Consider the following 25,706-nt stretch of genomic DNA (forward strand, 5'->3'; position numbering starts at 1 on the left):
TCCCTTAATGGGCCGGGTCGTTGCTGACGGACGACTGTAAAGCCTGGGCGAAAGATTTTGCGATCGCCTGACGCTGAGCCGGAGCAACGCTGGTGTTAATCAGGTTGGTGACCATATTTCCCAAAACCATCAGGGAGAGATCGGTCGGCGTTTTATGTTTTTCCAGTACGTTGACCAGCTCACTGAGCAGTTGTTCAACGTGTTCATCACTGTAGCGGGAATGTTGTGGCATAAATCAAAATCAGTTTGTTGATGAAAGGGCAACATATTACCGTAGCAACAGCTTTTTTTCCCCTTTTTTATCTGTTGTTGCACACATGTCCTGGTGGTGGTTGAATACCGCCCGGTCTAAAAGGAGAGTTTATCATGAGTCTGGAAATCAACCAGATTGCCTTGCACCAGCTTATCAAGCGTGATGAGCAAACCCTTGAAGTGGTGCTGCGCGATTCGTTACTGGAACCCACGGCGACCGTGGTGGAGATGATGGCAGAGCTGCATCGCGTCTACAGCGCCAAAAATAAAGCCTATGGTCTTTTCAGCGAAGACAGCGAACTGGCCGATAGCCTGCGCCTGCAGCGCCAGGGTGAAGAGGATTTCCTGGCGTTTAGCCGTGCGGCAACCGGGCGTCTGCGCGACGAGCTGGCTAAATATCCGTTCGCCGACGGCGGGATTGTCTTGTTCTGCCACTACCGCTATCTGGCGGTCGAGTATCTGCTGGTTACCGTGCTGAATAACTTAAGCAGCATGCGCGTGAACGAGCAGCTGGATATCAGCTCGACGCATTATCTGGACATTAACCATGCGGATATCGTGGCGCGTATTGATTTGACCGAGTGGGAAACCAACCCGGAGTCGACCCGCTACCTGACTTTCCTGAAGGGACGCGTGGGCCGCAAAGTGGCGGATTTCTTTATGGACTTCCTCGGTGCCAGTGAAGGGCTTAACGCCAAAGCGCAGAACAAAGGGCTGCTCCAGGCGGTTGACGATTTCACAGCAGAAGCGCAGCTCGATAAATCTGAGCGCCAGACGGTGCGTCAGCAGGTTTACAGCTACTGCAACGAACAGCTGCAGGCAGGGGAAGAGATTGAGCTGGAGTCGCTGTCAAAAGAGCTGGCGGGCGTCAGCGAAGTCAGCTTCCAGGAATTTACCGCAGAAAAGGGCTATGAGCTTGAAGAGAGCTTCCCGGCGGATCGCAGCACGCTGCGTCAGTTAACCAAGTTTGCCGGCAGCGGCGGTGGGTTAACCATTAACTTTGATGCGATGCTGCTGGGTGAACGTATCTTCTGGGATCCGGCCACCGATACGCTGACCATTAAGGGCACGCCGCCGAATCTGCGCGATCAGCTTCAGCGCCGCACCTCGGGCGGTAAATAGCAGGCACAAAAAACCCCGCAGAAGCGGGGTTTTTTTCGACAGGTTTGCGATTACGCGCGAACGAAGTCGATGTGAGTCAGTTTTGGCTTGAACGCGTGACGCTGAACAGCCTGAACTTTCACTTTTTCTTCTTTACCGCCAACAACGATGGTCAGAACTTCGCTGTAGAATTCAGCTTTGGTCTGCAGGTTCCACAGTTTGTCGTGATCCAGTTCGATTGCAACTGGAGCAGCTTCGCCACCGTAAACGATAGCCGGGAACTTGTTAGCGGTACGCAGGCGGCGGCTCGCACCCTTACCCTGCACGTTACGTACTTCTGCTTCGATAGTAAACATTGATTTCTCTCTGTATTTAAAACCCTACTACAGGCGACCCAGCAGCAGGTGAGTGTTCTGCCTCACGGATGTGAAGCGGGCGGCATTTTATACTCAAATGCCCCCCACATCAATGAAAAGTCCCGCTAACCGCGCAATTCGTTGGCGCGACGGAAGCGACCTTCGTAGTCAAAGAGTTTCTCGCGCACCTGCCAGAACTGGCCTTTTTTGCGGGCGACGACAAAATCCGGATGGCGCAATAGCACCTGCTGGCGCACGATATCCGCCACGGTGATCCAGCGCAGGGGCACCCCCGGGGTGCGGGTGTGCGGGCGAATAAACAGCTGTTCGAAGGCCGTTCGCTGGGCAGGCGTCTGGAGCCGGAAGCGCTCGCTGACGTCCGCCCCGTCTTCATCGTAATAGGTGATTTTCAGCCATTCGCCTTTTTCATCGGCGCCGGGCTGCAACGCCATGCCGGAACAGCGCAGCACCAGCGCATCTTTCAGCTTTAATGCCGCTTTCAGCATGTCGTCCGGGTCAACCAGCACCGTGTCGCATTCCCGACAGCGGCGAGCGGCAATGTCGTTTTCGGCGTTGCACTGCGGGCAGTTTTTAAACCGGAAGCGGAAATCGCACTGCTCGCGATGCCCGTCATCATCTTCAAACCAGCCCTGACAGCGGCGGCCAAAATGTTCGATCAGCGTGCCGTCGGCGGTGGTTTTTCCCCAGAAGGTGTTGGCAAACCCGCAGGCAGGGCAAAAGACCTGCACGGGCACGTTGTCGCTTTTCCCTTTTGGCGCGCCGACCTCAGGCGTATAGAGATCGTGCGGGTTACCGGCATAATCCAGAATCAGGCAGTCGGTTTTCCCCGGCGCCAGACGCAGGCCGCGGCCAACAATTTGCTGATACAGACTGACCGATTCGGTCGGACGCAAAATAGCGATCAGGTCGACGTGCGGGGCGTCAAAGCCGGTGGTCAATACCGATACGTTAACCAGATAGCGGAACTGCTGGGCTTTAAAGGCCTCAATCAGGCGGTCGCGCTCGGGGCCGGGCGTCTCGCCGGTGATGAGCGCCGCGTCGCCGGGGGGCAGTAACCCGGTGATTTCTCGCGCGTGCTCAACGGTGGCGGCAAAGATCATCACCCCTTTGCGCGTCGCGGCGAACTCCTCTATCTGGCTGATGATATGCGGCGTAATGCGCTTTTGCTTTTTCAGCTCCTGGTTAAGATCCGCTTCGCTGAATAACCCGTTGCTCTGCGCCTGCAGGCGGCTGAAATCGTACTGCACCACCGGCATATCCAGCCGCTCAGGTGGCGTCAGGTAGCCATGTTTAATCATGTAGCGCAGCGGAAGCTCGTAGATGCAGTCGCTAAACAGGGCCTTGTCATCGCCGCGCACCATGCCGTGATAATGGTAGCGATAGATCCAGCCTTTCCCCAGACGAAACGGGGTCGCCGTCAGGCCCAACAGGCGCAGGTGAGGATTCACCTCTTTCAGGTGGGACAGGATTTGCTGATACTGGCTGTCGTCGTCATCGCTGATGCGGTGACATTCGTCGACAATCAGCAGCGAAAATTCGCTGCGAAACAGGTCCAGATTGCGGGCCACCGACTGCACGCTGCCAAACACCACTTTGCCGTGGCTCTCTTTACGCTTCAGCCCGGCAGCGAAAATATCGGCTTCCAGCCCAAGTGCACAATATTTGGCATGGTTTTGCGCGACGAGCTCTTTAACGTGCGCCAGCACCAGCACGCGGCCGCGGGCCAGACGCGCCAGTTCGGCAATGACCAGGCTTTTGCCTGCACCGGTCGGGAGCACAATCGCCGCCGGCTCGCGATGTTTACGGAACCAGGCGAGGGTGGCGTCAACGGCTTCCTGCTGATAGGGACGAAGTGTAAAAGTCATGGGGTCTCGGTTTCGTTATTCCGCACATAGTATGCCACGAAACTTTTTCCCTTGAGTGGCGCAACCAGACCATTATACTGAACCGTTCCAGACTGCTTCTTTTTTCGGACCTGTTGTCCGACTTCCTGCACCATTAAGGCTAAAAAGATTTCATGCGACTTGATAAGTTTATCGCTCAGCAACTCGGCGTAAGCCGCGCTATTGCCGGGCGCGAAATTCGCGCCAGCCGCGTTACCGTGGATGGCGACATTGTGAGAGACAGCGCGTTCAAACTGCAACCTGACCATCAGGTGGAGTATGACGGCAATCCGCTGACCCAGCAGCACGGTCCGCGCTACTTCATGCTCAATAAGCCGGAAGGCTACGTCTGCTCAACGGACGATCCGGATCACCCGACGGTGCTCTATTTCCTCGACGAGCCGGTGGCGCACAAGCTGCACGCCGCAGGTCGACTCGATATCGACACCACCGGGCTGGTGCTGATGACCGACGACGGTCAGTGGTCGCACCGCATCACCTCTCCACGCCACCACTGCGAGAAAACCTATCTCGTGACGCTGGAGTCACCGGTGTCGGATGACACGGCAGAGCACTTCGCGAAAGGCGTTCAGCTGCATAATGAAAAAGATCTGACCAAACCGGCGGTGCTCGAAGTCATCACCCCGACGGAGGTCCGCCTGACCATCAGCGAAGGGCGCTACCATCAGGTGAAACGTATGTTTGCCGCGGTGGGGAACCACGTTGTTGGCCTGCATCGCGAACGGATTGGTGCGATTGAACTCGATCCCGACCTGGCGCCTGGCGAATATCGCCCGTTAACGGAAGAAGAGATCGCCAGCGTCGGTCTGCCTTCGCACTAATTTCAGGAGAACTCTGTGACCACCAGGCCACACTCGTCGTTCAAAATCGTCTTCATTCTTGGCCTGCTGGCCATGCTGATGCCGCTGTCTATCGATATGTACCTGCCCGCGCTGCCGGTCATTTCCGCGCAGTTTGGCGTTCCGGCGGGCAGCGCGCAGATGACGCTCAGCACCTATATTCTCGGCTTTGCCCTCGGCCAGCTGTTTTATGGCCCGATGGCCGACAGCCTTGGACGCAAGCCGGTCATTCTGGGCGGGACGCTGGTCTTTGCCGCCGCAGCGGTTGCCTGCGCGCTGGCGCAGACTATCGATCATCTGATTATCATGCGTTTCTTCCACGGTCTGGCGGCGGCAGCGGCAAGCGTGGTGATTAACGCCCTGATGCGCGATATCTACCCCAAAGAAGAGTTCTCCCGCATGATGTCGTTTGTCATGCTAGTGACGACGATTGCGCCGCTGGTGGCCCCAATGGCCGGTGGTGCGGTGCTGGTGTGGTTCAGCTGGCATGTGATTTTCTGGATCCTGGCCCTGGCCGCGCTGCTGGCCTCCGCGATGATCTTCTTCTTTATTGATGAAACGCTTCCCGTCGAGCGCCGCCAGAAGTTTCACATCCGTACCACCATCGGCAACTTTGCCTCGCTGTTTCGCCACAAGCGCGTGCTCAGCTATATGCTGGCGAGCGGGTTCAGCTTCGCCGGAATGTTCTCCTTCCTGAGCGCCGGGCCGTTTGTCTATATCGAGCTGAACCACGTTTCGCCGCAGCACTTCGGCTATTACTTTGCGCTTAACATCGTCTTCCTGTTCATCATGACCATCATCAACAGCCGCTTTGTCCGGCGGGTGGGGGCGCTGAACATGTTCCGCGCCGGGCTGTGGATCCAGTTTGTGATGGCGATCTGGCTGGTGGTGAGCGCGTTTCTGGGCGTGGGCTTCTGGGCGCTGGTGGTCGGCGTGGCGGCCTTTGTTGGCTGCGTGTCGATGGTGTCGTCCAATGCGATGGCGGTGATCCTGGATGAGTTTCCGCACATGGCAGGAACCGCATCATCTCTGGCAGGGACGTTCCGCTTCGGCATCGGCGCTATCGTCGGAGCGATGCTTTCGATGGCCACCTTTACGACGGCGTGGCCGATGCTGTGGGCGATGGCTTTTTGCGCAACCAGCTCGATACTCTTCTATCTTTACGCCAGTCGACCGCGAAAAGCGGCCCACTAAAACGCAGAGAAGGCCCGGAAGGGCCTTTTTTGTTGATGCATATCAACCAAACCCCCGTTCGTTTATTCCGTGTTTGTTTATTTTATGTAAAATCTATTTGTGTAAAAAGTCACATCATTGTATTCAAAAAGGTTGAGTTAGATCGCAGAAACGGGTACATATAGCGCCGACGCGAGCCTGAATACCGATAAAAAAGTGCTGAATAGTGCAGGCTGGCGATGATGTGTTACTATAAATGTAAATAAATTGTGAAGTAAATTTTGCTTCCGGGGAACGAACGTGAATACATTACAACTTTCTATTGTCCATCGCTTGCCCCAGAGCTATCGCTGGTCGGCGGGTTTTGCTGGTTCGAAAGTTGAACCGATTCCGCAAAACGTCGCGGGCTGTGAAAACTGCCTGGTGGCGCTCAAGCTTCTGAGCCCGAGCGACGAAAATGCCTGGCGGGTGATGGAGCGTCTCAGTCAGGCCCTGACGGATATCGAAGTGGACAGCTCCGTACTGGAGTGCGAAGGTGAGCCGTGCCTGTTTGTGAAAAGCCAGGACGAGTTTGCTGCTACCTGCCGCCTGAAAAATTTTGGCGTTGCTATTGCAGAGCCTTTCTCCGGCCAGTATCCATTCTGAGCGCTAGTCTGACGACAACAGCTGGCGCGTGTAGCGCTGCGTTGGCGCGCTAAATACGCGCTGGCAATCACCCTGCTCGACCACCTCTCCCTGACGCAACACAATCACCTGATGGCATAGCGCCCGCACCACCTGTAAATCATGGCTGATAAAGATATAGGCCAGCCGGTGCTTTTCCTGTAACCCTTTCAGCAGCGCCAGGATCTGCGCCTGTACGGTCCTGTCCAGCGATGACGTCGGTTCATCCAGAATAATCAGCTCCGGTTTCAGGATCAGCGCGCGGGCAATGGCGATACGCTGGCGCTGCCCACCGGAAAATTCCGCAGGGTAGCGATGGCGCGTCTCGGGATCTAGACCCACTTCGGTCATGACCCGCATGACCTCCTGCTCGCGTTGCTGCGCGCTCAGGCCGGGCTGATGGACGCGCAGACCCTCTTCGATAATCTGTAACACGCTGAGCCGCGGGTTAAGCGAGGAGTTGGGATCCTGAAACACCACCTGCATGCGGGGACGCACGGGCAGCATCTGGCGGCGGTTCCAGCGGTGCAGCGGCATATCGTCAAAGAGGATTTCCCCCTGCGAGGCGATTAAGCGCAGCAGCGCCAGACCGGTGGTGCTTTTGCCCGAGCCGGATTCGCCCACCAGACCCAGGGATTCACCCGGGCGCAGCGAGAAGCGGAGGTTTTTCAGCACCGGGTTGCGATCGACAATGCGGCGCAGAATACCTTTACGGATCGGGAACGAGACGGACAGATCCTCAACGCGCAGCAGCGGCGTGCTGTCCGCATCGAGAGGAACCGGGTCGCCGGAGGGTTCGCTGTCGAGCAGGCGCTGCGTATAGGGGTGCTGTGGGGCACTCAGCAGCGCGGACGCCGTATCCTGTTCAACACAGCGTCCGTTTTGCATCACCGCGACGCTGTCGGCCAGCTTTCTCACAATGCTCAGGTTGTGCGTGATAAACAGCAGGCTCATGTTCAGCTCGTCACGCAGTTCCCGCAGCAGCGTCAGTATTTGCGCCTGTACCGTCACGTCAAGCGCCGTTGTAGGCTCGTCGGCAATCAGCAGTTCGGGGCGCGTCAGCAGGGCCATGGCGATCATCACGCGCTGGCGTTCGCCGCCGGAGAGCTGATGCGGAAAATCATTCAGCCGTTTGGCCGCATTGCGTATGCCCGTTCGTTCAAGACAATCCAGAATTTCTCCCCGCGCGGCCTCTTTGCGCATCCCTCGGTGCAGGGAGAGCACTTCATAAAGCTGTTTTTCCAGGCTGTGCAGAGGGTTAAGTGAAACCATCGGCTCCTGGAAGATCATCGCGATTTTGTTGCCGCGAATGCCGCGCAGGGCATGTTCGTCGGCATGCAGCAGCGAACGGCCATGAAAAAGAATGTCCCCTTGCGGATAGCTCACCGGCGGAGAAGGCAGCAGCCGCAGGATGGAGAGCGCCGAAACGCTTTTGCCTGAACCCGATTCGCCGACCAGAGCCAGCGTTTCCCCGGGCTGGATCTGCAGCGATAAATCGTTGACCACGGTGCGCGTCTCACCCTGCTTTGAAAAAGCAATCGACAGGTTATCAATACTCAGAAGAGGCTGGGTCATCTTATACCGCCTTGTTCGGATCAAAGGCATCGCGCACGGCTTCGCCAATAAAAATCAGCAGCGACAGCAGCACGGCCACGGAAAGAAAGGCGGCGATGCCTAACCACGGCGCCTGGAGGTTGTTCTTACCCTGCAGCAGCAGTTCGCCTAGCGACGGGGAACCCAGCGGTAGCCCGAAACCGAGAAAATCCAGCGAGGTGAGGGTGGTGATGGAGCTGCACAGAATAAACGGCAGGAAGGTGAGCGTTGCCACCACGGCGTTGGGCAGCATATGGCGGAAGATGATACTCCGGTCGCTAACGCCAAGCGCCTGCGCCGCGCGGATATAGTCGAAATTGCGGGTGCGCAGAAACTCCGCCCGCACCACGCCGACCAGCGCCATCCAGCCGAACAGGACGGTGATGCCTAATAGCCACCAGAAGTTGGGCTGTACGACGCTGGAAAGCAGGATTATCAGAAACAGCGTTGGCATACCAGACCAGACTTCGATGATACGCTGGCCCCACAGGTCAATTTTCCCGCCGTAGTAACCCTGAACGGCGCCCGCCACAACGCCCATCACGCTGGAGAAGAGCGTCAGCATCAGCCCAAAGAGAAGCGATATTCGCGTGCCGTACAGGATGCGTGCCAGCACGTCGCCGCCGTTAGCATCCGTTCCCAGCCAGTTTTGCGCGGAGGGCGGGGAAGGGAAGGGGGCCGTGGTAGCGAAGTTTATACTGTTTGCGCCAAAGCGCACCGGCGCCCAGAGCGCCCAGCCGTGCTGCTCAATCTGCTGGCGAAGCCACGGATCCTGATATTCCGCCCGTGTCGCAAACGGGCCGCCAAAGTCGCTTTCGCTGTAGCTGGCGATGACCGGCACGTACCAGCGATCGTTAAAATGCACCAGCAGCGGCTTGTCGTTGGCGATCAGCTCCGAACACATGCTTAAGGCAAACAGCACGGCAAAAATCCACAGCGACCAGTAGCCGCGGCGGTTGTGGCGAAAACGGGCCCAGCGGGCCTGATTGACGGGGCTTAAACGCGGCATCAGCGGCCCTCAAAATCGATTCGGGGATCGACCAGCGTATAGCTGATATCACTGATGATATTCAGCAGCAGGCCAATCAGGGTGAAAATATAGAGTGTGCCAAACATCACCGGATAATCGCGCGATACGGTAGCCTCATAGCCCAGCAGCCCCAGACCGTTGAGCGAGAACATGACCTCTATCAGCAGCGAGCCGGTAAAAAACATGCCGATGAACGTGGCCGGAAACCCGGCGATTACCAGCAGCATGGCGTTGCGGAACACGTGTTTCCACATGATCTGCTTCTCGCTCACGCCCTTGGCGCGGGCAGTAACAACGTACTGCTTACGAATTTCATCGAGAAAGGCGTTTTTGGTCAACATGGTCAGGGCCGCAAACCCGCCAATGACCGTGGCCAGAACCGGCAGTGTGATATGCCAGAGATAGTCGGTGATTTTCTGATACCACGGCAGGGAACTGAAATCGGCGGAGACCAGCCCCCGCAGCGGGAAGAGGTCAAAATAACTTCCCCCGGCAAAAAAGACGATCAGCAGGACGGCAAACAGAAACGCCGGGATGGCATAGCCGATGATAATGAACGTGCTGCTCCAGATATCGAAGCGGCTACCGTTATACACCGCTTTGCGGATCCCAAGCGGTATAGAGACCAGATAGATAATCAGCGTTCCCCACAGCCCCAGCGTGATCGAAACCGGCAGGCTTTGCTTGATCAGCGTTAACACTGACGCACTGCGAAACAGGCTATCGCCAAAATCAAAGCGGATGTAATCCCAGAGCATTTTGAAATAGCGCTCGTGAATCGGTTTGTCAAAGCCGTAGCGGTGGGTGATCTCGGCGATCACTTCCGGATCCAGCCCGCGTCCGCCGCGATAATGGCTTTCACTGATATTCCCTACGCCGGTTCGCGCATGGCTTGCGCCCATGCCTTCACCGCCGCCGCCGGGCATGCCGCCGCTGTTGCCAAATTCAATGGCGGCAATCGCCTGATCGACCGGGCCGCCGGGAGCAATTTGCACGATAAAAAAGTTAATCGTGATGATGGCCCACAGGGTGGGGATGACCAGCAGGAGACGACGGATAAGATAGGCACCCATGATGATTCCTTATCGCCGCTCAGCGGGAAGTCTGGCGGCTTTGTTAACGTCATACCACCAGGTATCAAAGCCCAGGGAGTAGACAGGGCGCACGGCAGGCACGGAGAACTTATCCCAGCGCGCAAGGCGATCTTCGCCCATATACCACATCGGCAGCATGTAGTAGTTCCAGGTTAAGACCCTGTCGAGGGCGCGCCCGAGCGGCAGGAGCTTTTCTTTATCCCCCTGCGCCGCCACGATTTTCGCAATCAGCGCGTCAATCGCCGGGCTTTTTACCCCCGGCGCATTGTAGGAGGAGTCGATGTAGCTGGAGGCCCAGGAAATTTGCAGGTCCGAGCTGGGCCACGGTTGGGCGGGCCACAGGCGCTGCATCATGTCGTAATCACGGCTGCGCATGCGGCTGGTGATCTGCGCGTTATCCACCTGGCGAATGTTCATGGTCACGCCCAGCCGCTCAAGATTGTGCTTAAACGGCAGCACCCACTGGTCGTTGCCCCCGGACGAGAGCAGCAGCTCAAAGCTGAGAGGCTTTCCCGTTTTGGCATCAACACGTTTTTGATTCTTCAGGTGCCAGCCCGCGTCATCCAGCAGCTTGCTGGCTTTGAGCAGGTTGTCGCGGTCGTAACCGTCACCGTTTGAAGCCGGCGGCTGAAACACCGTTGTAAACACCTCTGGCGGTACCTCTGCTTTAAGGGGTGCCAGCAGAACCAGTTCGTCGGCTTTCGGGTAATCGCGCGCGGCATATTCCGTGTTCTGGAAATAGCTGTTGGCGCGGCTGTAAGCCCCGTAAAACAGCGCTTTGTTCATCCACTCAAAATCAAAGGCCAGGGAGATGGCTTCCCGCACCCGGCGGTCATTAAATACCGGACGCTGAATATTAAACGCCAGCCAGCGGGTGTCTTGCGCAGACGCATTTTTATGCTCGTCTTTGACGATATAGCCTTTGGCGAAATTTTTGCCGATATAGCGGGTCGCCCAGTTTTTGGCGCTGCTCTCGACCCGCAAATCGAAGGCCCCCGCTTTGAACGCTTCAAACGCCACGTTATCGTCAAGGTAGTAATCATAGCGAAGGGTGTCGAAGTTCCAGCGTCCGCGGTTTACCGGCAGATTGGCTGCCCAGTAGTCTTTGACGCGGGAATAGACGACATATTGCCCCATGCGCCAGTCGGTGATGCGGTAGGGGCCGCCAGCCAGAGGAGGCGTGGGAAGCGGGTCGCTCAGCTTGTGGTTTTTCCAGAACGATTCCGGCATCACCGGCAGCGAGAACAGGCTGAGCATGTTCTCTTTATTTGGTTCGCTCAGCTCGATGCGCACGGTAAGCGGCGCAATGGCTCTGACCGACGCGCCTTTATACACGATGCGGAACTGGGGAACGCCTTCGGTCATAAATTTATGAAAGGTGAACGCAACGTCGCTGGCCTTAACCGGCGTACCGTCATGAAAACGAGCTCGAGGGTTAAGGGAGATCTCCGCCCAGGCGAAGTTATCGGCGTAACGCACGTTCTCGGCAATAAGCGGATAGTAGCTGCCGGGCTCGTCATCGGAGGTGACAAAGAGCGTATCGTAAAGCGATTCCGTCCGCGCGGCCGCCACGCCGCGCAGGGCGAAGCGGTTGAAGTTGTCGAAGGTTCCCGTGGCGGAAAGCGTGACCTTTCCGCCCTTCGGCGCGGCAGGGTTGACGTAATCGAAGTGCGTAAAATTGACCGCGTATTTCGGCTCGCCAATCACCGCGAAGGCGATATTTTCTTTGATGGCTTGCGCCTGGCTGGACAGGCTCGTGAATGCCAACATCAGCAACATAAAGCGCATAAGCATCTCGCGGCAGCTCCCTCTTTACAGACCGGCTCGGTTAAGCTGAATAATAAGTGACGTCACGGACAATGTGAAATTAATCACCCTCGGCCGAAATATCAGGCCGCCATTCGCGGAACTGCGCCAGCGGCATCGGGCGGCTAATCCAGTATCCCTGCAGGAAATTAACGCTGTGTTCGCGCAGCCAGGCGGCCTGTTCCGGTGTCTCTACCCCTTCGGCGACGGTCGACATATTCAGTCGTCTTGCCAGCGTCAGAACGGCATCCAGCACCGGCGACGTTACCGTCTCAGTCCCTATCGCATTAACAAATCCGCGGTCTATCTTGAGGTAGTCCATGGTGAAATGCTCAAGGTAAATCAGCGCGCTGTGGCCGGTACCAAAATCATCAATGGCGATTTCAAACCCTTCGTTATGCAGCCATTCGAAGAGGCTGTTGGCTTCCCGATGGTTAAGCATATCGCGCTCGGTAATTTCCAGCACGATCTGGAAGTAATCTGGCGGCAGTAACGCTTTGAAGGTGCGCATATCGTCCTTGAAGCTCTCCGCATGCAGATGCCCCGGCGCGATGTTGATTCCCACCTTTGCGCCCGGAGGTAACAGCGTTTGTAACACGGGAGCATCGTGAATGATAAGGTCAAAAAGATGCAGCGTCAGCGGGACAATGAGCTTCTGCGCTTCGGCAAAATTGATAAACGCGTCGGGCGGAATTTCCCCCATTGTCGGGTGTTTCCAGCGCATCAGTACTTCCAGCCCGGTCATCTGGAGCGATTTAGCATCGACGACGGGCTGATAGACTACATAAAACTGGCCGCGCTTAATCGCGCTCAAAATCTCTTTACCCGGGTTGAGGCGAATGCTGAGGATATAGTAGTTGAGCGAGCCGGCACAAATGCCGCATACCAGCCCGAAGAACAGGGCGTAAAGAATTTCATCGCTGGTCCAGGCGTCCGCATACAGATTTATGGTCAGGGGAACGTCTTTCAGCGTTGCGGTACGGGCCGGCGTTTCATGAAGATCGTGCGCGTTGACCAGCATGCTGGACCGCGTTGACAGCGCATGATCGCCAATGATGATGGCGATGCCGGCAAATTCGTCCTGGCGAGCCGTGTAGAGCAGGTAAGGCGTCAGGTTGAGATTCACTGAGGTAAATACGCCGCCGTCCTTCACTAGCGGGTTACGGTACCAGATGGCAATGGCGGGCTTGTTGGGCAACATCGGAGTGCCGGGAAGCAACGCCATATCAATCTGTTTGTCGATGTGCAGCTCAGGTATCAGCTCCTCCATTGGGGAATTCATCGGACCCGTAGCAGAAGAGCAGAACGCCATTTTGTCTCTGACCAGCAGGAATGCGCGAACGTTAACGCTAAAGGCAGCGCGCGAAGTGAGTTCCTGATTTACGTCGTGGCAATTGTTTAACGTGAGCGGCTGGAGCACATCGATAGAATTTTTTAACTCATCGAAATAGCTCTCCATATAGATGCTCACATCGTGGATCAGGGTGTCGAATTTGACTTCCCGCTTGTGGTAGCTCCAGAAAAATTGCAACGAACCCAGGAGCAGGGCGGCGATCAGGCCTGTGATGATGCTGAGGATCAGTATCTTGCGATTGCTGGAGAAATAGCGGGTGAACATAGACGTCGTAATTCCTGAAATGCCGCTGGATGTATTCAGTGTAACGGGCAAAAAAAAACACTGCCGAAGCAGTGCTTTTTTTCATCATATCGCCAGCCAAGGGATAACCAACGATACGATAGTCATATTAACTGCGGGTCAGTACGCGGCGTGCTTCGTTGTAGCGCTTCTTCCAGTACGGTTCATTCATGCTGGAAATGGTGACACCGCTGCTGGTGGAGGCATGTACGAACTGGTCATTACCAATGTAGATGCCAACATGTCGACCTGTAGAACCGGCACGGAACAGGACTAGATCACCGGTGCGCAGTTTGGTACGTGAAATCGACTTGCCCATCTCCTGCTGTTCATAGGTTGAACGCGGAAGATCTAACCCAAATTGCTCGCGGAATGTACGCTGTACAAAACCGGAACAATCAATACCTGTTTTTGTGCTGCCGCCAAGACGATAACGCACGCCTTTCCAGTCAGCATACTGGTCCATAATGCGGGACTTCACGTCCAGATTACGTACCATATTTTCAAATTCATCCTGAGAGGCTTGCAGTGACGAGGAATCTTCCATTCCCACAACACGCGTCTCAGGATGCATATTCTTTGCGGTGTTCGATGTACTACATGCAGACAACAGTACCGCGACTGCTATCGCCGGGATCCCCCGTAAGATATATCTCAGAAACGGTTGAGATTTGACCATTTTGTTTATTTTCCCTTGAAGTCCTTAACGACAAATATCGTTATAAAAATGCCAAACGTGACGAGACTAATTATCTGTTCACATTGAGACAATTCTTTCTGGTCACATTTGTGGTACAGCGCACAAAATTATTCGCCAGCGAAATAATTATCTCTATGGGGCAAAACGAGTTCGAGATTAACCGATTGCCTGGGGTATTGCGAGAAAAAAAAGCCTTTTTTTTATAAGAAAATGTGATACAGAAAGTAAAAATCCGTAATTGCTTAAAATGCGGACAGATCCGAGGCTTTATCGCGCAATTGCTTCATTTTTATCATGAATGTGATGACAAGAATATGACGCTGGGAAAAGATCGTGGCGGAAAGGCTATCAGGGATCATGTCGATCCCTGATAGCTCACGTTAATTTAGGTTAGTTATTTGTTTAATTGTTGTTGCGCTCTGCCGGGAAGATAGCGATCGAACAGCGCTATTATCCTGTCGCTCAGTGGGGTCATCAAACACCACGGCAGCGCAATCAGCGCAACGGAGAGCGAACCGACGGCAATATCGGTGAACCAGTGAGCGCCAATCATTACGCGCGGGAAGGCAAAAACCACAAAAATAATCAGGGCTATGGCAAACGCTTTTCTGCCGAAATAGCGAAGCATAATTGAGGAAAAAATAAGCAGCATCATGCCGTGATCGCCAGGGAAACTGTCCTTCGACGCATCTTTTGTTGGAATATGCAGCAGCTCGCTGACGCGATAAATATCGGTGAAAAAGAGCGTTGGGCTGGAACGCTTAACCGGAATAATCGCGGTGGCCAGCTGGTTAATGACGACAGCAAACAGCAGCATCACCAGACCGATAATCAGAATACGCCGACGCCCGGCTTTGTCCTCTTTCAGCCAGAAAGAGAGCATCAGGCAGCCCATCGCCAGCAGCGAGAAGCCGTCAAAGGCGCGGTTGTTGGTAATTGCCACCAGCCACAGGAACGCGTTGCTCTTCACCAGCTCCTGATTGAAGAAGTGAAAAATGGCAGAATCCAGCGGGAACCAGAAACCATGATCTGCCGGGATATACCAGGAGAAGAAAAGCGCCAGACCGGCGACATTAAGCAGTAATATCAGGGGAAATCGAGTTGTCATAACGTTCTGCATAGAGTGAAAACTGGGGCAACGTTAGCCGCCCGAACTTAAACGAATCCTCAACAGACTGGACTGGAGGGCATTCCAGTCGGCGTTAACCGCACTAATTAACTCTATACGGCTGTCAGGCGGCGCCACGTTTTGCGTTTCAATAAAGAAATCGTCGCCCTGGCGATTGATCCGCACCAGTCCGTCCGGGGTGCGCATGATCCCTTTCACGCGATCGACGGGCGCAAGACGGGCCCACTCCAGGATCCCGATGGTGTCAAAAACGGTTTCAGCATCAAAAATCCATCCGCAGGCCTGATATCCCTGGCCGCTATTCAGATTACGACGCCAGCGCTGGTGTTCCGGCAGACTCAGGGCTGCCAGACCCTGCTTAACCGGATGACTGTGCGAATGCTCCGCGCTGGCGGGCAGCTCGGTGCGGTTCAGACGAGGCAGGTCAAGCAGGGCGCTATCAATATTCCCCTGGGTGGTCTGCACCCGCGTGCGATTGCCGCCAAAATGTTGCCACCACGCATCCAGCGCGGCCTGGCTTTCAGCCGTGGCGCGATCTGCTTTATTCGCGACAATAACGTCAGCGGAGGCGAGCTGATCGCGGAAGTTCTCATTTGCCACCGCCTTGTCATCCAGAAGCTGACGCGGATCGAGCAGGCACAGGGTGGCGCGCAAATCGATCCACGGCTCGTAAACCGGGGCGGTCAGTAAATCGAGGATTTGCTTAGGGTGACCCAGCCCGGTAGGTTCAATCAGCAGGCGGTCAGGTTTGCCCTGACGCAGCAGGGTATTTAGGCCGACCTGCATAGGCAGGCCATTGACGCAGCACATGCATCCGCCGGGGATCTCTTTAATCATCGCGCCGCTGGATGACAGCAACGCGCCGTCAATGCCCACCTCGCCAAATTCATTGACCAGCACGGCCCACTTCTCGGCCGGATCTTTATTCGCCAGCAGGTGGAGAATTGAGGTGGTTTTACCGCTGCCGAGAAAACCGGTGATGAGGTTGGTTTTGGTCACGTGCGCTCCAGATGAGAATTGTGATGCTATAACACTATTCTCTCTATCCTGGCGAAAAACGTGACCTGTGAGAAGGGGAAGGGCGAACGGAGGCCTCATCCGTTCGCGTTAAGCGCAATAATCGTTAAATATTTAACGTTTCGATAACAGCCTGACGTGCGCCGTTGCGGATAATGCGCTGGTATGCCTGGCGGACAGTCTCCACAAAGACGCTGTTTTGTGCGAGATCGTGACCAAAGACCTCACTCAGCCCCAGCAGCGCGTTAACGCGGTCGGCGTCGCTGCTGGCGTTGACGATGGCGCGGATTTTATCGCTGAGGGGATCGCGAACGTCAATCGCATTGCCACGGTCGTCGATACCGCTGACGTAGCGTATCCAGCCGGCTACGCCCAGAGCCAGCAGCGACCACGGCGTATTTCGCTCAAGATGAACGCGGATCCCGTCCAGCATTCTTTGCGGAAGCTTCTGGCTACCGTCCATCGCGATTTGCCAGGTCCGATGCTGGAGGGCCGGGTTGGCAAAGCGTTCAATTAGGCTATCGGCGTATGCGGTAAGGTCGACATCCTTAATCCGTAACGTGGGGGCCTGCTCGTTCAGCATCAGCCGACGGGCGGCTTCACGGAACGCCGCGTCCTCCATGCATTCATTAATATGCGCGTAGCCAGCGAGATACCCGAGATACGCCAGGAAAGAGTGGCTGCCGTTGAGCATGCGTAATTTCATCTGCTCCCACGGCAGAACATCCTGCACCATCTGGACACCCGCCACTTCCCACTCGGGACGGCCTGCGACAAAATTATCTTCCACCACCCACTGAATAAACGGTTCGCAGCTGATGGCGCACGGATCTTCAACGCCGAGCGCGTCTGTGATTTCCGCCAGCGATGCTTCCGTCGCGGCGGGAACAATTCTGTCAACCATCGTTCCCGGGAAGCTCACGTGGCTATCAATCCATTCAGACAGCGCCGCGGAACGCTTTTGCGCCATGCCCAGCACCGCGTTTTTGACCACGTGCCCGTTATCCGGGATGTTGTCGCAGGAGAGCACGGTAAACGCAGGCAAGCCGCGCTCGCGGCGGCGGTGGAGCGCTTCGACCAGGATCCCTGGGGCCGAATGTGGCTCTGAGGGGTTTTCAAGGTCGTGGACGATCCGGGGGTTATTCAGATCGAGTTTTCCGGTCGCGGGATCGATGCAATAGCCTTTTTCCGTGATGGTGAGCGATACGATCGCGACCTGAGGCTCGCAAAATTTCTCAATAATGGCGGGCAGGGAGTCCAGCTTTGCGTTCAGGCACTCATGGACGGCGCCGACGATAATCGCCTCATTTCCTTCAGCCCCTTTCTCCAGCACGGTGAACAGATGCTCCTGCGCGCGCAGCTGGCTCATCAGCACGTCGCCGCTGAACAGGCTAATCTCACAAATCCCCCAGTCGCCGCCTTTTTCATTCAGCACCCTATTTGTTAACAAGGCCTGGTGCGCACGGTGAAACGCGCCAAAGCCAAAGTGGACGATGCGGGAGCGTAATGACTGGCGATCGTAGCGAGGTTGCTGAACCCCGGCAGGAAGGACGGTAGAGGCAATTGTCTTCATGAGATACACACCTGATTAACCATTAATTAACAATGCCAGTGTAAAGTTATATGACAGCAAATAAAATTGGTGAGCCGTAAATATCCCCGTTATGTGAGTTTGATCAATCAATGTGTGGCGGTGTATTGACCCTTCACGGCAAACATGTATGGTAGTCGTCATTGCAGTAACGCATATTGGTATAACAACTTAAGAGGGTGAGGCAATGGAACAAACCTGGCGTTGGTACGGGCCGAACGATCCGGTTTCTCTTGATGATGTGCGTCAGGCTGGCGCAACGGGTGTCGTCACGGCGCTGCATCATATTCCTAACGGTCAGGTCTGGCCGGTAGAGGAAATACAGACGCGTCAGGCGCTGCTGGCGGAGAAGGGATTAACCTGGTCTGTGGTGGAAAGCATTCCTGTTCATGAAGATATCAAAACCCATTCCGGGGATTACCAGACCTGGATTGCTAACTATCAGCAGAGCATTCGTAACCTCGCGGCCTGCGGAATTGATACGGTTTGCTATAACTTTATGCCCATCCTCGACTGGACGCGAACCGACCTCGAATATCAGATGCCGGACGGTTCAAAAGCGCTGCGTTTCGATCAGATTGCCTTTGCAGCGTTCGAGCTGCACATCCTGAAACGGCCTGGCGCCGAAGCGGATTACACCGCGGAAGAGCAGCAGCAGGCACTCGAATGGTTCAATGCAACCAGCGACGCGGACATCGAAAAGCTGACCCGTAATATCATTGCGGGCCTGCCTGGGGCTGAGGAAGGGTATACGCTGGATCAGTTCCGCGCCCGCCTGGCGGAATACGGCAATATTGATAAGCATCAGCTGCGTGAAAACATGGCGTATTTCCTGCGCGCAATCGTGCCGGTTGCGGAAGAGGTAGGGGTTCGCCTGGCCGTGCACCCGGACGATCCACCGCGTCCAATCCTCGGCCTGCCGCGCATTGTTTCCACAATTGAAGATATGCAGTGGCTGAAAGAGACGGTCGACAGCATCAATAACGGCTTCACCATGTGTACCGGCTCCTACGGCGTGCGGGCGGATAACGATCTGGTGCGGATGATTGAAACCTTCGGCGACCGCATTCATTTTACGCATCTGCGCGCGACCTGCCGTGAAGAGAACCCAAAAACCTTCCACGAGGCGGCTCACCTGGGCGGCGATGTGAATATGGTGGCGGTGGTAGACGCCATTCTGGCCGAAGAGGCGCGTCGCAAGCAGATTGGCGATGTGCGTCCTATTCCGTTCCGTCCTGACCACGGCCACCAGATGCTGGACGATCTGCGTAAGAAAACCAACCCAGGCTATTCTGCGATTGGCCGTCTTAAAGGGATGGCGGAAGTGCGTGGCGTTGAGCTGGCGTTGAAGATGACGAAGTATCCGGAGCTTCTGTAAGTGCCACCGGACCAACAATAAAAAAAACCGGCCTGAGAGCCGGTTTTTGTGTTTTTGCAGGTCGGGTAAGGCGAAGCCGCTACCCGACAAATGCCGCAATCAGTCAGCGCGGCCCATATAGCGTTTTTCTTCGATATGGATGCGGATCTTCTCGCCAGCGGAGAGGTATTCCGGCACCTGCACAACTAGGCCGGTCGTCAGGGTAGCAGGTTTGTTACGCGCACTTGCGGATGCGCCTTTGATGCCGGGTGCCGTTTCAACGATTTCCAGATCGACGGTCTGAGGCAGTTCCAGCGCCAGCAGCACGCCATCCCAGGTCAGAACCTGCATGTCAGGCATACCGCCTTCAGGAATGAACAGCAGCTCTTCTTCAATCTGATCTTTGGTGAAGATGTACGGGGTGTAATCTTCTTTGTCCATGAACACGTATTCGTTGCCGTCGATGTAGGAGAAATCAACATAGCGACGGGTCAGGGTCACGGTATCGACAATATCGTCACCTTTGAAGCGTTCTTCCACTTTGAGGCCGGTACGCACATCAGCGAAACGCATTTTATACAGCGTTGCTGCACCACGGGCGCTTGGTGCCTGAATGTCGATATCTTTCACAATCAGCAGTTTGCCGTTGTAATTCAGCACCATACCTTTCTTAATTTCGTTCGCTCTTGGCATTGCAGTAATCCTGTTTACGGGAGGTAAAAAATATCGCGCCAAATTACTCGCGCGCGGCCTTTCAGGCAAGTGGAATTCGTGGCTTTTGCTATCAATACGCAAAAGGTGTTACTGTGCGCGCGATGCCCGACTACGCGGGCCATCGTCAGCGAAAGAGAGCATTTATGGATTGCCGTCCCGATTGTGGCGCGTGCTGTACTGCACCGTCCATTTCAAGCCCCATTCCTGGAATGCCCGAGGGCAAGCCTGCCAATACTCGCTGCGTTCAGCTCTCTGAAACCAACCTGTGCATGATCTTTGGCTCACCGCTGCGTCCGAAGGTCTGCTCCGGGCTTCAGCCCACGGCCGAAATGTGCGGCAGCACGCGCGAGCAGGCGATGACGTACCTTCTTGAGCTTGAATCGCTCACCGCACCTTAAACGTCTTGAATCCTCGCCAGACAGCCCATCGTCAGCGTACACATCACCAGCGCAATCCAGAATACCGTGTGATAGTTCCAGATTTCTGCCACGACACCGGCCATTGAACCCGCGATAATCCACCCCACGCGGGTGGTATTAGTATAAAGGGTGGTGGCAGAGCCTGCCTGGCCCGGCATCAAATCCTGGAAATAGAGCATGCCTATCCCCGCGAGAATGCCAATATAGATGGCGTTCAGCAGCTGTAACGCCAGCAATAGCCCGGGCGTATGTACCGTCAGCATGCCGAGATAGAACAGCAGACCGGCGACGGCGGCGATACGCATTAAAAAACGTTTCCCGAAGCGCTTTGCGTAATAGCCCGCAATGAGCATCGTCGGGATCTCAAGCCCGGCCGCGGTGCCCATCATGATTCCCGCCAGCTTCTCCGACAGGTGCAGTTCATTAATAATAAACAGCGGCATATTGATGATATACAGGCTATTGGTGCCCCACATCAGCGTGCAGACAACAAACAGGAGCAGGGCATCGCGGCGGTTGCGGCGCGGTGCTTCCAGCACGCCCGTTGTCACTTTCGGCTCTTTGCGCATGGACGGCAGGAAGAACCACACCAGCGCGCCGCATACCACAAACGCGACGGCGGCACTCAGGTACATTACCGTAAAGCCAAAACCCATCGCCAGCGCGTAGGCCAGCGGCGGGCCAATCACCCATGCCAGCGACACCTGAGCACGCAGGACGGAGCTGAACATCACCGCTTCACGTCCGGTATGGTCCGCGTGTTCGCGAGCAAGGGCGAACAGCTGGGGGTTCGCCGTTGAGCCAAAGCTGCTCAGGAATACCCCGATGAAGAGCAGAATGAAGTAGTTGCGGTTCCAGGCAAACAGAACGCAGGCCATGACCCCCAGCAGGCAGCAGAAAACGATCAGGCTTTTACGATCGCCTTTTCTGTCGGAGCGTCCCGCCAGAAACTGGCTGACCAGGATGCCGATGATGGCGCTTCCGGTAAAAAAGAAGCCAACCAGCGCCGGACGAACATGAACCTCATTTGTCAGAAATAGGCTCAGCGTCGGCGTCTGTAACGCACCGGCAATGCCCGTGAAGAAGGCAACAATCAGGAAGGCCGCTGAGGTTAAATCAAAGGGCTTCGGCGAGGCAGCCGCAGGGGTGTTATGCATGTTTTATAATTAGCAAGTAGCAGAGAGGGGCGGAGTGTACGCCGTCAGCTAAAAAATAAACAGTGGGTGCGGTCAATGATGCCACGAAAAATCAAAATGGCATTTCATCTTACAACCACATCGGCTGACCTTAGCTGAAACTGACTTGCTGAACTTCAGCAAAATTCAGCTGAACGAAGAAGAAATGTGCTGTATCTCTAAATTCTGACATCAGAAAGACGAGTTTACTTGCAAGACATTGCAGAAAGCGCAAGACTTTTTGAAACGTTTCAGCGCTATCTTGTTTAAACAAACGGAGCAGGCTAGCGCATTTTTTCTCATTAAAGCTGAAACGATTCAATTTCAGCAGGAGTGGAGAACCATGTTCCAGTTATCTGTTCAGGATATCCACCCGGGCGCTCAGGCCGGGGATAAAGAAGAGGCTATTCGCAAGGTTGCCGCTGCGCTTGTGCAGGCGGGTAACGTCGCGGACGGCTATGTCAACGGCATGCTGGCCCGCGAGCAGCAGACCTCAACCTTCCTCGGCAATGGCATTGCCATTCCGCACGGCACAACCGACACCCGCGATCAGGTGTTGAAAACCGGCGTTAAGGTTTATCAGTTCCCGCAGGGCGTGCTTTGGGGCGACGGTCAGGTGGCCTATGTGGCTATCGGTATCGCGGCCAGCAGCGATGAACACTTAGGTCTGCTGCGTCAGCTGACGCATGTCCTGAGTGATGACGCGGTGGCTGAACAGCTTAAGTCCGCCACCACAGCGGAAGAGCTGCGCGCCTTGCTGATGGGAGAAAAACAGAGCGAAGCGCTGAAACTGGATAATGAAACGCTGACGCTGGACGTGGTTGCTTCCGATCTGGTGACGCTGCAGGCGCTAAACGCCGGTCGTCTGAAAGAAGCCGGCGCGGCGGATGCCACCTTTGTGACCCGCGTGATTAACGATAAGCCGTTGAATCTGGGTCAGGGTATCTGGCTGAACGACAGTGCTGAAGGCAACCTGCGCAGCGCTATCGCCGTGAGCCGCGCGGCCAATGCATTTGACGTAGAAGGCGAACGCGCGGCCATGCTGGTGACCGTAGCGATGGCTGATGAACAGCCGGTTTCCGTGCTGAAGCGTCTGGGCGACCTGTTGCTGAACAACAAAGCTGAAAAACTGCTGAACGCTGATGCCTCCACCGTGCTGGCACTGCTGACCAGTGATGATGTGCTGACGGATGACGTGCAAACTGCGGAGTTCGTGGTGCGTAACGAACACGGCCTGCATGCCCGCCCGGGTACCATGCTGGTGAATACCATTAAACAATTCGAGAGTGAGATCACCGTGGCGAATCTTGACGGCACGGGCAAACCGGCCAACGGCCGTAGTCTGATGAAAGTTGTCGCGCTGGGCGTGAAGAAAGGTCACCGTCTGCGTTTCACCGCGCAGGGTGCTGATGCTGAACAGGCGCTGAAAGCGATTGGCGACGCCATCGCGGCGGGTCTGGGGGAGGGCGCATAATGAGCAGACGTGTTGCGACTATTACGCTGAACCCGGCTTATGACCTGGTAGGATTTTGCCCGGAAATTGAGCGCGGCGAAGTCAACCTCGTGCGTACCACTGGCCTGCATGCTGCGGGCAAAGGGATTAACGTCGCGAAAGTGCTCAAGGATCTCGGTATCGACGTCACCGTGGGGGGATTCCTCGGTAAAGATAACCAGGATGGTTTCCAGCAGCTGTTCAGCGAGCTGGGCATTGCCAACCGTTTTCAGGTTGTTCAGGGGCGTACCCGTATCAACGTTAAGCTGACGGAGAAAGACGGTGAAGTGACCGATCTGAACTTCTCTGGCTTCGAAGTGACGCCGTCAGACTGGGAGCGTTTTGTTAACGATTCTCTGACCTGGCTGGGTCAGTTTGACATGGTCTGCGTCAGCGGCAGCCTGCCGTCCGGCGTGAGCCCGGAAGCGTTTACCGACTGGATGACGCGCCTGCGCAGCCAGTGCCCGTGCATTATTTTTGACAGCAGCCGCGACGCGCTGGTCGCCGGTCTGAAAGCCTCGCCGTGGCTGGTGAAGCCGAATCGCCGCGAGCTGGAAATCTGGGCGGGTCGTAAGCTGCCAGAACTAAAAGATGTGATTGACGCTGCCCATGCGCTGCGCGAGCAGGGTATCGCTCACGTGGTGATCTCGCTTGGTGCAGAAGGCGCGTTGTGGGTTAACGCGTCTGGCGAATGGATCGCCAAACCGCCGTCAATGGAGGTTGTGAGTACCGTTGGCGCAGGGGATTCAATGGTTGGCGGCCTGATTTACGGCCTGCTGATGCGTGAATCCAGTGAACATACTTTACGTCTTGCCACTGCCGTTGCTGCCCTGGCCGTAAGCCAGAGCAATGTCGGTATTACCGATCGTACCCAGTTAGCCGCGATGATGGCGCGCGTTGACTTAAAACCTTTTAACTAACAGCAGGAGAGGAATAATGAAAACGCTGCTGATCATTGACTCCGGTCTCGGACAGGCTCGCGCCTATATGGCGAAGACCTTGCTGGGAGCGGCGGCGAACAAAGCACATCTCGAGATGACTGATAACCCTGGCGATGCCGAACTGGCCATTGTACTGGGCGACAAAATCCCGGCTGACAGTGCGCTGAACGGCAAAAAAGTGTGGCTGGGCGATATTAATCGCGCGGTGGCTCATCCGGAACTGTTCCTGAGCGAAGCGAAAGGTCACGCGTCTGTTTACAGCGCGCCCGTCGCGACGGCACCGGCTGCGGCCACGGGCCCGAAACGCATTGTTGCGGTGACGGCCTGTCCGACGGGTGTGGCTCACACCTTTATGGCGGCTGAAGCCATTGAAACCGAAGCGAAAAAACGCGGCTGGTGGGTTAAAGTTGAAACGCGCGGCTCCGTCGGTGCCGGCAACGCTATCACCCCTGAAGAAGTGGCTGAGGCCGATCTGGTGATTGTGGCGGCGGATATCGAAGTGGACCTGGCGAAATTTGCCGGTAAGCCAATGTACCGCACGTCTACCGGCCTGGCGCTGAAAAAGACTGCGCAGGAGTTTGATAAAGCGCTGGTGGAAGCGAAGCCGTATCAGGCAACTGGCGCGCGCCAGACCGCGACGGAAGGTAAGAAAGAGTCCGCAGGCGCCTATCGTCACCTGCTGACCGGCGTGTCTTACATGCTGCCGATGGTGGTTGCGGGTGGTCTGTGTATCGCGCTCTCGTTCGCATTTGGTATTACCGCGTTTAAAGAGCAAGGCACGCTGGCCGCTGCGTTAATGCAGATTGGTGGCGGTTCCGCATTTGCATTGATGGTACCCGTTCTGGCAGGCTTTATTGCTTTCTCCATCGCTGATCGTCCTGGCCTCACGCCGGGTCTTATCGGCGGTATGCTGGCCGTAAGCACCGGTTCCGGCTTTATCGGCGGTATCATCGCGGGCTTCCTCGCCGGTTACGTCGCGAAGCTCATCAGCTCGAAGCTCAAGCTGCCGCAGAGTATGGAAGCCCTGAAGCCGATTCTGATCATCCCGCTGATTTCCAGCCTGGTGGTCGGTCTGGCGATGATTTACCTGATTGGTAAGCCGGTTGCAGGCATCCTGGCGGGTCTGACCCACTGGCTGCAAACCATGGGTACCGCGAACGCGGTTCTGCTGGGGGCAATTCTCGGCGGCATGATGTGTACCGACATGGGTGGTCCGGTAAACAAAGCGGCGTACGCCTTTGGTGTTGGCCTGCTGAGTACCCAGACCTACGCGCCAATGGCAGCGATCATGGCGGCAGGTATGGTGCCACCTCTGGCGCTCGGCCTGGCGACGATTATTGCCCGTCGTAAGTTCGATAAAGCGCAGCAGGAAGGCGGTAAAGCCGCGCTGGTGCTGGGTCTGTGCTTCATCACCGAAGGCGCGATTCCGTTCGCGGCCCGTGACCCAATGCGTGTACTGCCGTGCTGTATTGCAGGTGGTGCAGTGACCGGGGCGATCTCCATGGCGATTGGCGCGAAGCTGATGGCACCACACGGCGGTCTGTTTGTTCTGCTGATCCCTGGCGCCATCACGCCGGTACTGGGCTACCTGCTGGCCATCGTCGCCGGTACGCTGGTGGCGGGTCTCTCTTACGCGGTGCTGAAACGTCCGGAAGCGGAAGTTGTGGCAAAAGCAGCGTAAGCGATAAATAATAAAAAAGCCG

The 25,706-nt window shown here is 55.9% G+C and carries 23 protein-coding genes; 9 read left to right on the forward strand and 14 right to left on the reverse strand.

Features of this window, described 5'->3' with window-relative positions; translation table 11 throughout:
* Nucleotides 1-4: 4 nt before the first annotated feature.
* Nucleotides 5-232, reverse strand: coding sequence for a YejL family protein (locus LRM19_RS09995; protein ID WP_008500958.1), 228 nt, complete (start codon nucleotides 230-232; stop codon nucleotides 5-7).
* A 134-nt stretch (nucleotides 233-366) separates the two neighbouring features.
* On the opposite strand from LRM19_RS09995, the gene yejK reads away from it, so the two are divergent.
* Complete coding sequence (gene yejK / locus LRM19_RS10000) at nucleotides 367-1,374, forward strand: nucleoid-associated protein YejK (protein WP_109845346.1); 1,008 nt, start codon at nucleotides 367-369, stop codon at nucleotides 1,372-1,374.
* 50 nt (nucleotides 1,375-1,424) lie between these two features.
* On the opposite strand, the gene rplY is transcribed toward yejK, so the two are convergent.
* On the reverse strand, nucleotides 1,425-1,709 hold the full coding sequence (gene rplY / locus LRM19_RS10005; RefSeq protein ID WP_008500956.1) for a 50S ribosomal protein L25: 285 nt from the start codon (nucleotides 1,707-1,709) through the stop codon (nucleotides 1,425-1,427).
* Between the two features lie 125 nt (nucleotides 1,710-1,834).
* Entirely contained in the window at nucleotides 1,835-3,595 is a 1,761-nt protein-coding gene (locus tag LRM19_RS10010; RefSeq protein WP_111967554.1) for a DEAD/DEAH box helicase, read from the reverse strand.
* A 152-nt stretch (nucleotides 3,596-3,747) separates the two neighbouring features.
* Between LRM19_RS10010 and rsuA the strand changes: the two genes are divergently transcribed.
* The 3 genes from rsuA to LRM19_RS10025 all read left to right on the forward strand — a co-directional run bounded on the left by rsuA (nucleotide 3,748) and on the right by LRM19_RS10025 (nucleotide 6,291).
* Complete coding sequence (rsuA, locus tag LRM19_RS10015) at nucleotides 3,748-4,455, forward strand: 16S rRNA pseudouridine(516) synthase RsuA (protein ID WP_021241522.1); 708 nt, start codon at nucleotides 3,748-3,750, stop codon at nucleotides 4,453-4,455.
* A 15-nt stretch (nucleotides 4,456-4,470) separates the two neighbouring features.
* Nucleotides 4,471-5,667 (forward strand): Bcr/CflA family multidrug efflux MFS transporter, encoded by a 1,197-nt coding sequence (locus LRM19_RS10020; protein ID WP_271368636.1) that lies wholly within the window; start codon nucleotides 4,471-4,473, stop codon nucleotides 5,665-5,667.
* 279 nt (nucleotides 5,668-5,946) lie between these two features.
* Nucleotides 5,947-6,291, forward strand: a complete 345-nt coding sequence (locus tag LRM19_RS10025) for a YejG family protein (protein WP_008500952.1) — start codon at nucleotides 5,947-5,949, stop codon at nucleotides 6,289-6,291.
* A gap of 3 nt (nucleotides 6,292-6,294) precedes the next feature.
* On the opposite strand, the gene yejF is transcribed toward LRM19_RS10025, so the two are convergent.
* From yejF to LRM19_RS10070, 9 genes are all read right to left on the reverse strand, one after another.
* A complete protein-coding gene (gene yejF, locus LRM19_RS10030) occupies nucleotides 6,295-7,884 on the reverse strand; it encodes a microcin C ABC transporter ATP-binding protein YejF (RefSeq protein ID WP_271368637.1) in 1,590 nt (529 codons plus the stop codon).
* Between the two features lies 1 nt (nucleotide 7,885).
* Nucleotides 7,886-8,911, reverse strand: coding sequence for an ABC transporter permease (locus tag LRM19_RS10035; protein ID WP_133294830.1), 1,026 nt, complete (start codon nucleotides 8,909-8,911; stop codon nucleotides 7,886-7,888).
* On the reverse strand, nucleotides 8,911-10,005 hold the full coding sequence (locus LRM19_RS10040) for a microcin C ABC transporter permease YejB (protein WP_029740961.1): 1,095 nt from the start codon (nucleotides 10,003-10,005) through the stop codon (nucleotides 8,911-8,913). The genes LRM19_RS10035 and LRM19_RS10040 overlap by 1 nt, the downstream gene beginning before the upstream one ends.
* Before the next feature lie 9 nt (nucleotides 10,006-10,014).
* The gene (locus tag LRM19_RS10045) at nucleotides 10,015-11,820 is read right to left on the reverse strand and encodes an extracellular solute-binding protein (protein ID WP_271368638.1); all 1,806 of its coding nucleotides are present in this window, start codon (nucleotides 11,818-11,820) and stop codon (nucleotides 10,015-10,017) included.
* Nucleotides 11,821-11,893: 73 nt separating this feature from the next.
* Entirely contained in the window at nucleotides 11,894-13,450 is a 1,557-nt protein-coding gene (locus LRM19_RS10050) for a cyclic di-GMP phosphodiesterase (RefSeq protein WP_271368639.1), read from the reverse strand.
* Between the two features lie 127 nt (nucleotides 13,451-13,577).
* Nucleotides 13,578-14,147, reverse strand: a complete 570-nt coding sequence (gene mepS / locus LRM19_RS10055) for a bifunctional murein DD-endopeptidase/murein LD-carboxypeptidase (RefSeq protein ID WP_008500946.1) — start codon at nucleotides 14,145-14,147, stop codon at nucleotides 13,578-13,580.
* Nucleotides 14,148-14,562: 415 nt separating this feature from the next.
* Nucleotides 14,563-15,276 (reverse strand): phosphatase PAP2 family protein, encoded by a 714-nt coding sequence (locus LRM19_RS10060; protein WP_181899759.1) that lies wholly within the window; start codon nucleotides 15,274-15,276, stop codon nucleotides 14,563-14,565.
* Nucleotides 15,277-15,309: 33 nt separating this feature from the next.
* The gene (locus LRM19_RS10065) at nucleotides 15,310-16,296 is read right to left on the reverse strand and encodes a CobW family GTP-binding protein (RefSeq protein ID WP_115875861.1); all 987 of its coding nucleotides are present in this window, start codon (nucleotides 16,294-16,296) and stop codon (nucleotides 15,310-15,312) included.
* 124 nt (nucleotides 16,297-16,420) lie between these two features.
* Nucleotides 16,421-17,887 carry a mannitol dehydrogenase family protein gene (locus LRM19_RS10070; protein ID WP_271368640.1) on the reverse strand — a complete coding sequence of 489 codons (1,467 nt, stop codon included), beginning with the start codon at nucleotides 17,885-17,887 and terminating at the stop codon, nucleotides 16,421-16,423.
* Between the two features lie 205 nt (nucleotides 17,888-18,092).
* On the opposite strand from LRM19_RS10070, the gene uxuA reads away from it, so the two are divergent.
* Nucleotides 18,093-19,283 carry a mannonate dehydratase gene (gene uxuA, locus LRM19_RS10075; RefSeq protein WP_271368641.1) on the forward strand — a complete coding sequence of 397 codons (1,191 nt, stop codon included), beginning with the start codon at nucleotides 18,093-18,095 and terminating at the stop codon, nucleotides 19,281-19,283.
* A gap of 99 nt (nucleotides 19,284-19,382) precedes the next feature.
* Here uxuA and yeiP read toward each other — a convergent pair whose 3' ends face one another.
* Complete coding sequence (gene yeiP / locus LRM19_RS10080) at nucleotides 19,383-19,955, reverse strand: elongation factor P-like protein YeiP (RefSeq protein ID WP_008500940.1); 573 nt, start codon at nucleotides 19,953-19,955, stop codon at nucleotides 19,383-19,385.
* A 164-nt stretch (nucleotides 19,956-20,119) separates the two neighbouring features.
* Between yeiP and LRM19_RS10085 the strand changes: the two genes are divergently transcribed.
* On the forward strand, nucleotides 20,120-20,374 hold the full coding sequence (locus tag LRM19_RS10085; protein WP_045908692.1) for a YkgJ family cysteine cluster protein: 255 nt from the start codon (nucleotides 20,120-20,122) through the stop codon (nucleotides 20,372-20,374).
* On the opposite strand, the gene setB is transcribed toward LRM19_RS10085, so the two are convergent.
* The gene (gene setB / locus LRM19_RS10090; protein WP_271368642.1) at nucleotides 20,371-21,552 is read right to left on the reverse strand and encodes a sugar efflux transporter SetB; all 1,182 of its coding nucleotides are present in this window, start codon (nucleotides 21,550-21,552) and stop codon (nucleotides 20,371-20,373) included. The genes LRM19_RS10085 and setB overlap by 4 nt on opposite strands.
* Before the next feature lie 361 nt (nucleotides 21,553-21,913).
* Between setB and fruB the strand changes: the two genes are divergently transcribed.
* From fruB to fruA, 3 genes are read left to right on the forward strand one after another with little or no spacing between them, the layout of a single operon-like run.
* Nucleotides 21,914-23,044, forward strand: coding sequence for a fused PTS fructose transporter subunit IIA/HPr protein (fruB, locus tag LRM19_RS10095; protein ID WP_271368643.1), 1,131 nt, complete (start codon nucleotides 21,914-21,916; stop codon nucleotides 23,042-23,044).
* A complete protein-coding gene (gene fruK / locus LRM19_RS10100; protein ID WP_008500936.1) occupies nucleotides 23,044-23,982 on the forward strand; it encodes a 1-phosphofructokinase in 939 nt (312 codons plus the stop codon). Before fruB ends, fruK begins: the two co-directional genes overlap by 1 nt.
* A gap of 16 nt (nucleotides 23,983-23,998) precedes the next feature.
* Nucleotides 23,999-25,684, forward strand: coding sequence for a PTS fructose transporter subunit IIBC (gene fruA / locus LRM19_RS10105; RefSeq protein WP_127731692.1), 1,686 nt, complete (start codon nucleotides 23,999-24,001; stop codon nucleotides 25,682-25,684).
* Nucleotides 25,685-25,706: the final 22 nt, after the last annotated feature.

It is taken from the genome of Enterobacter sp. PI-10, assembly GCF_027947695.1.
GTDB classification, from domain to species: Bacteria; Pseudomonadota; Gammaproteobacteria; order Enterobacterales; family Enterobacteriaceae; genus Enterobacter; species Enterobacter vonholyi.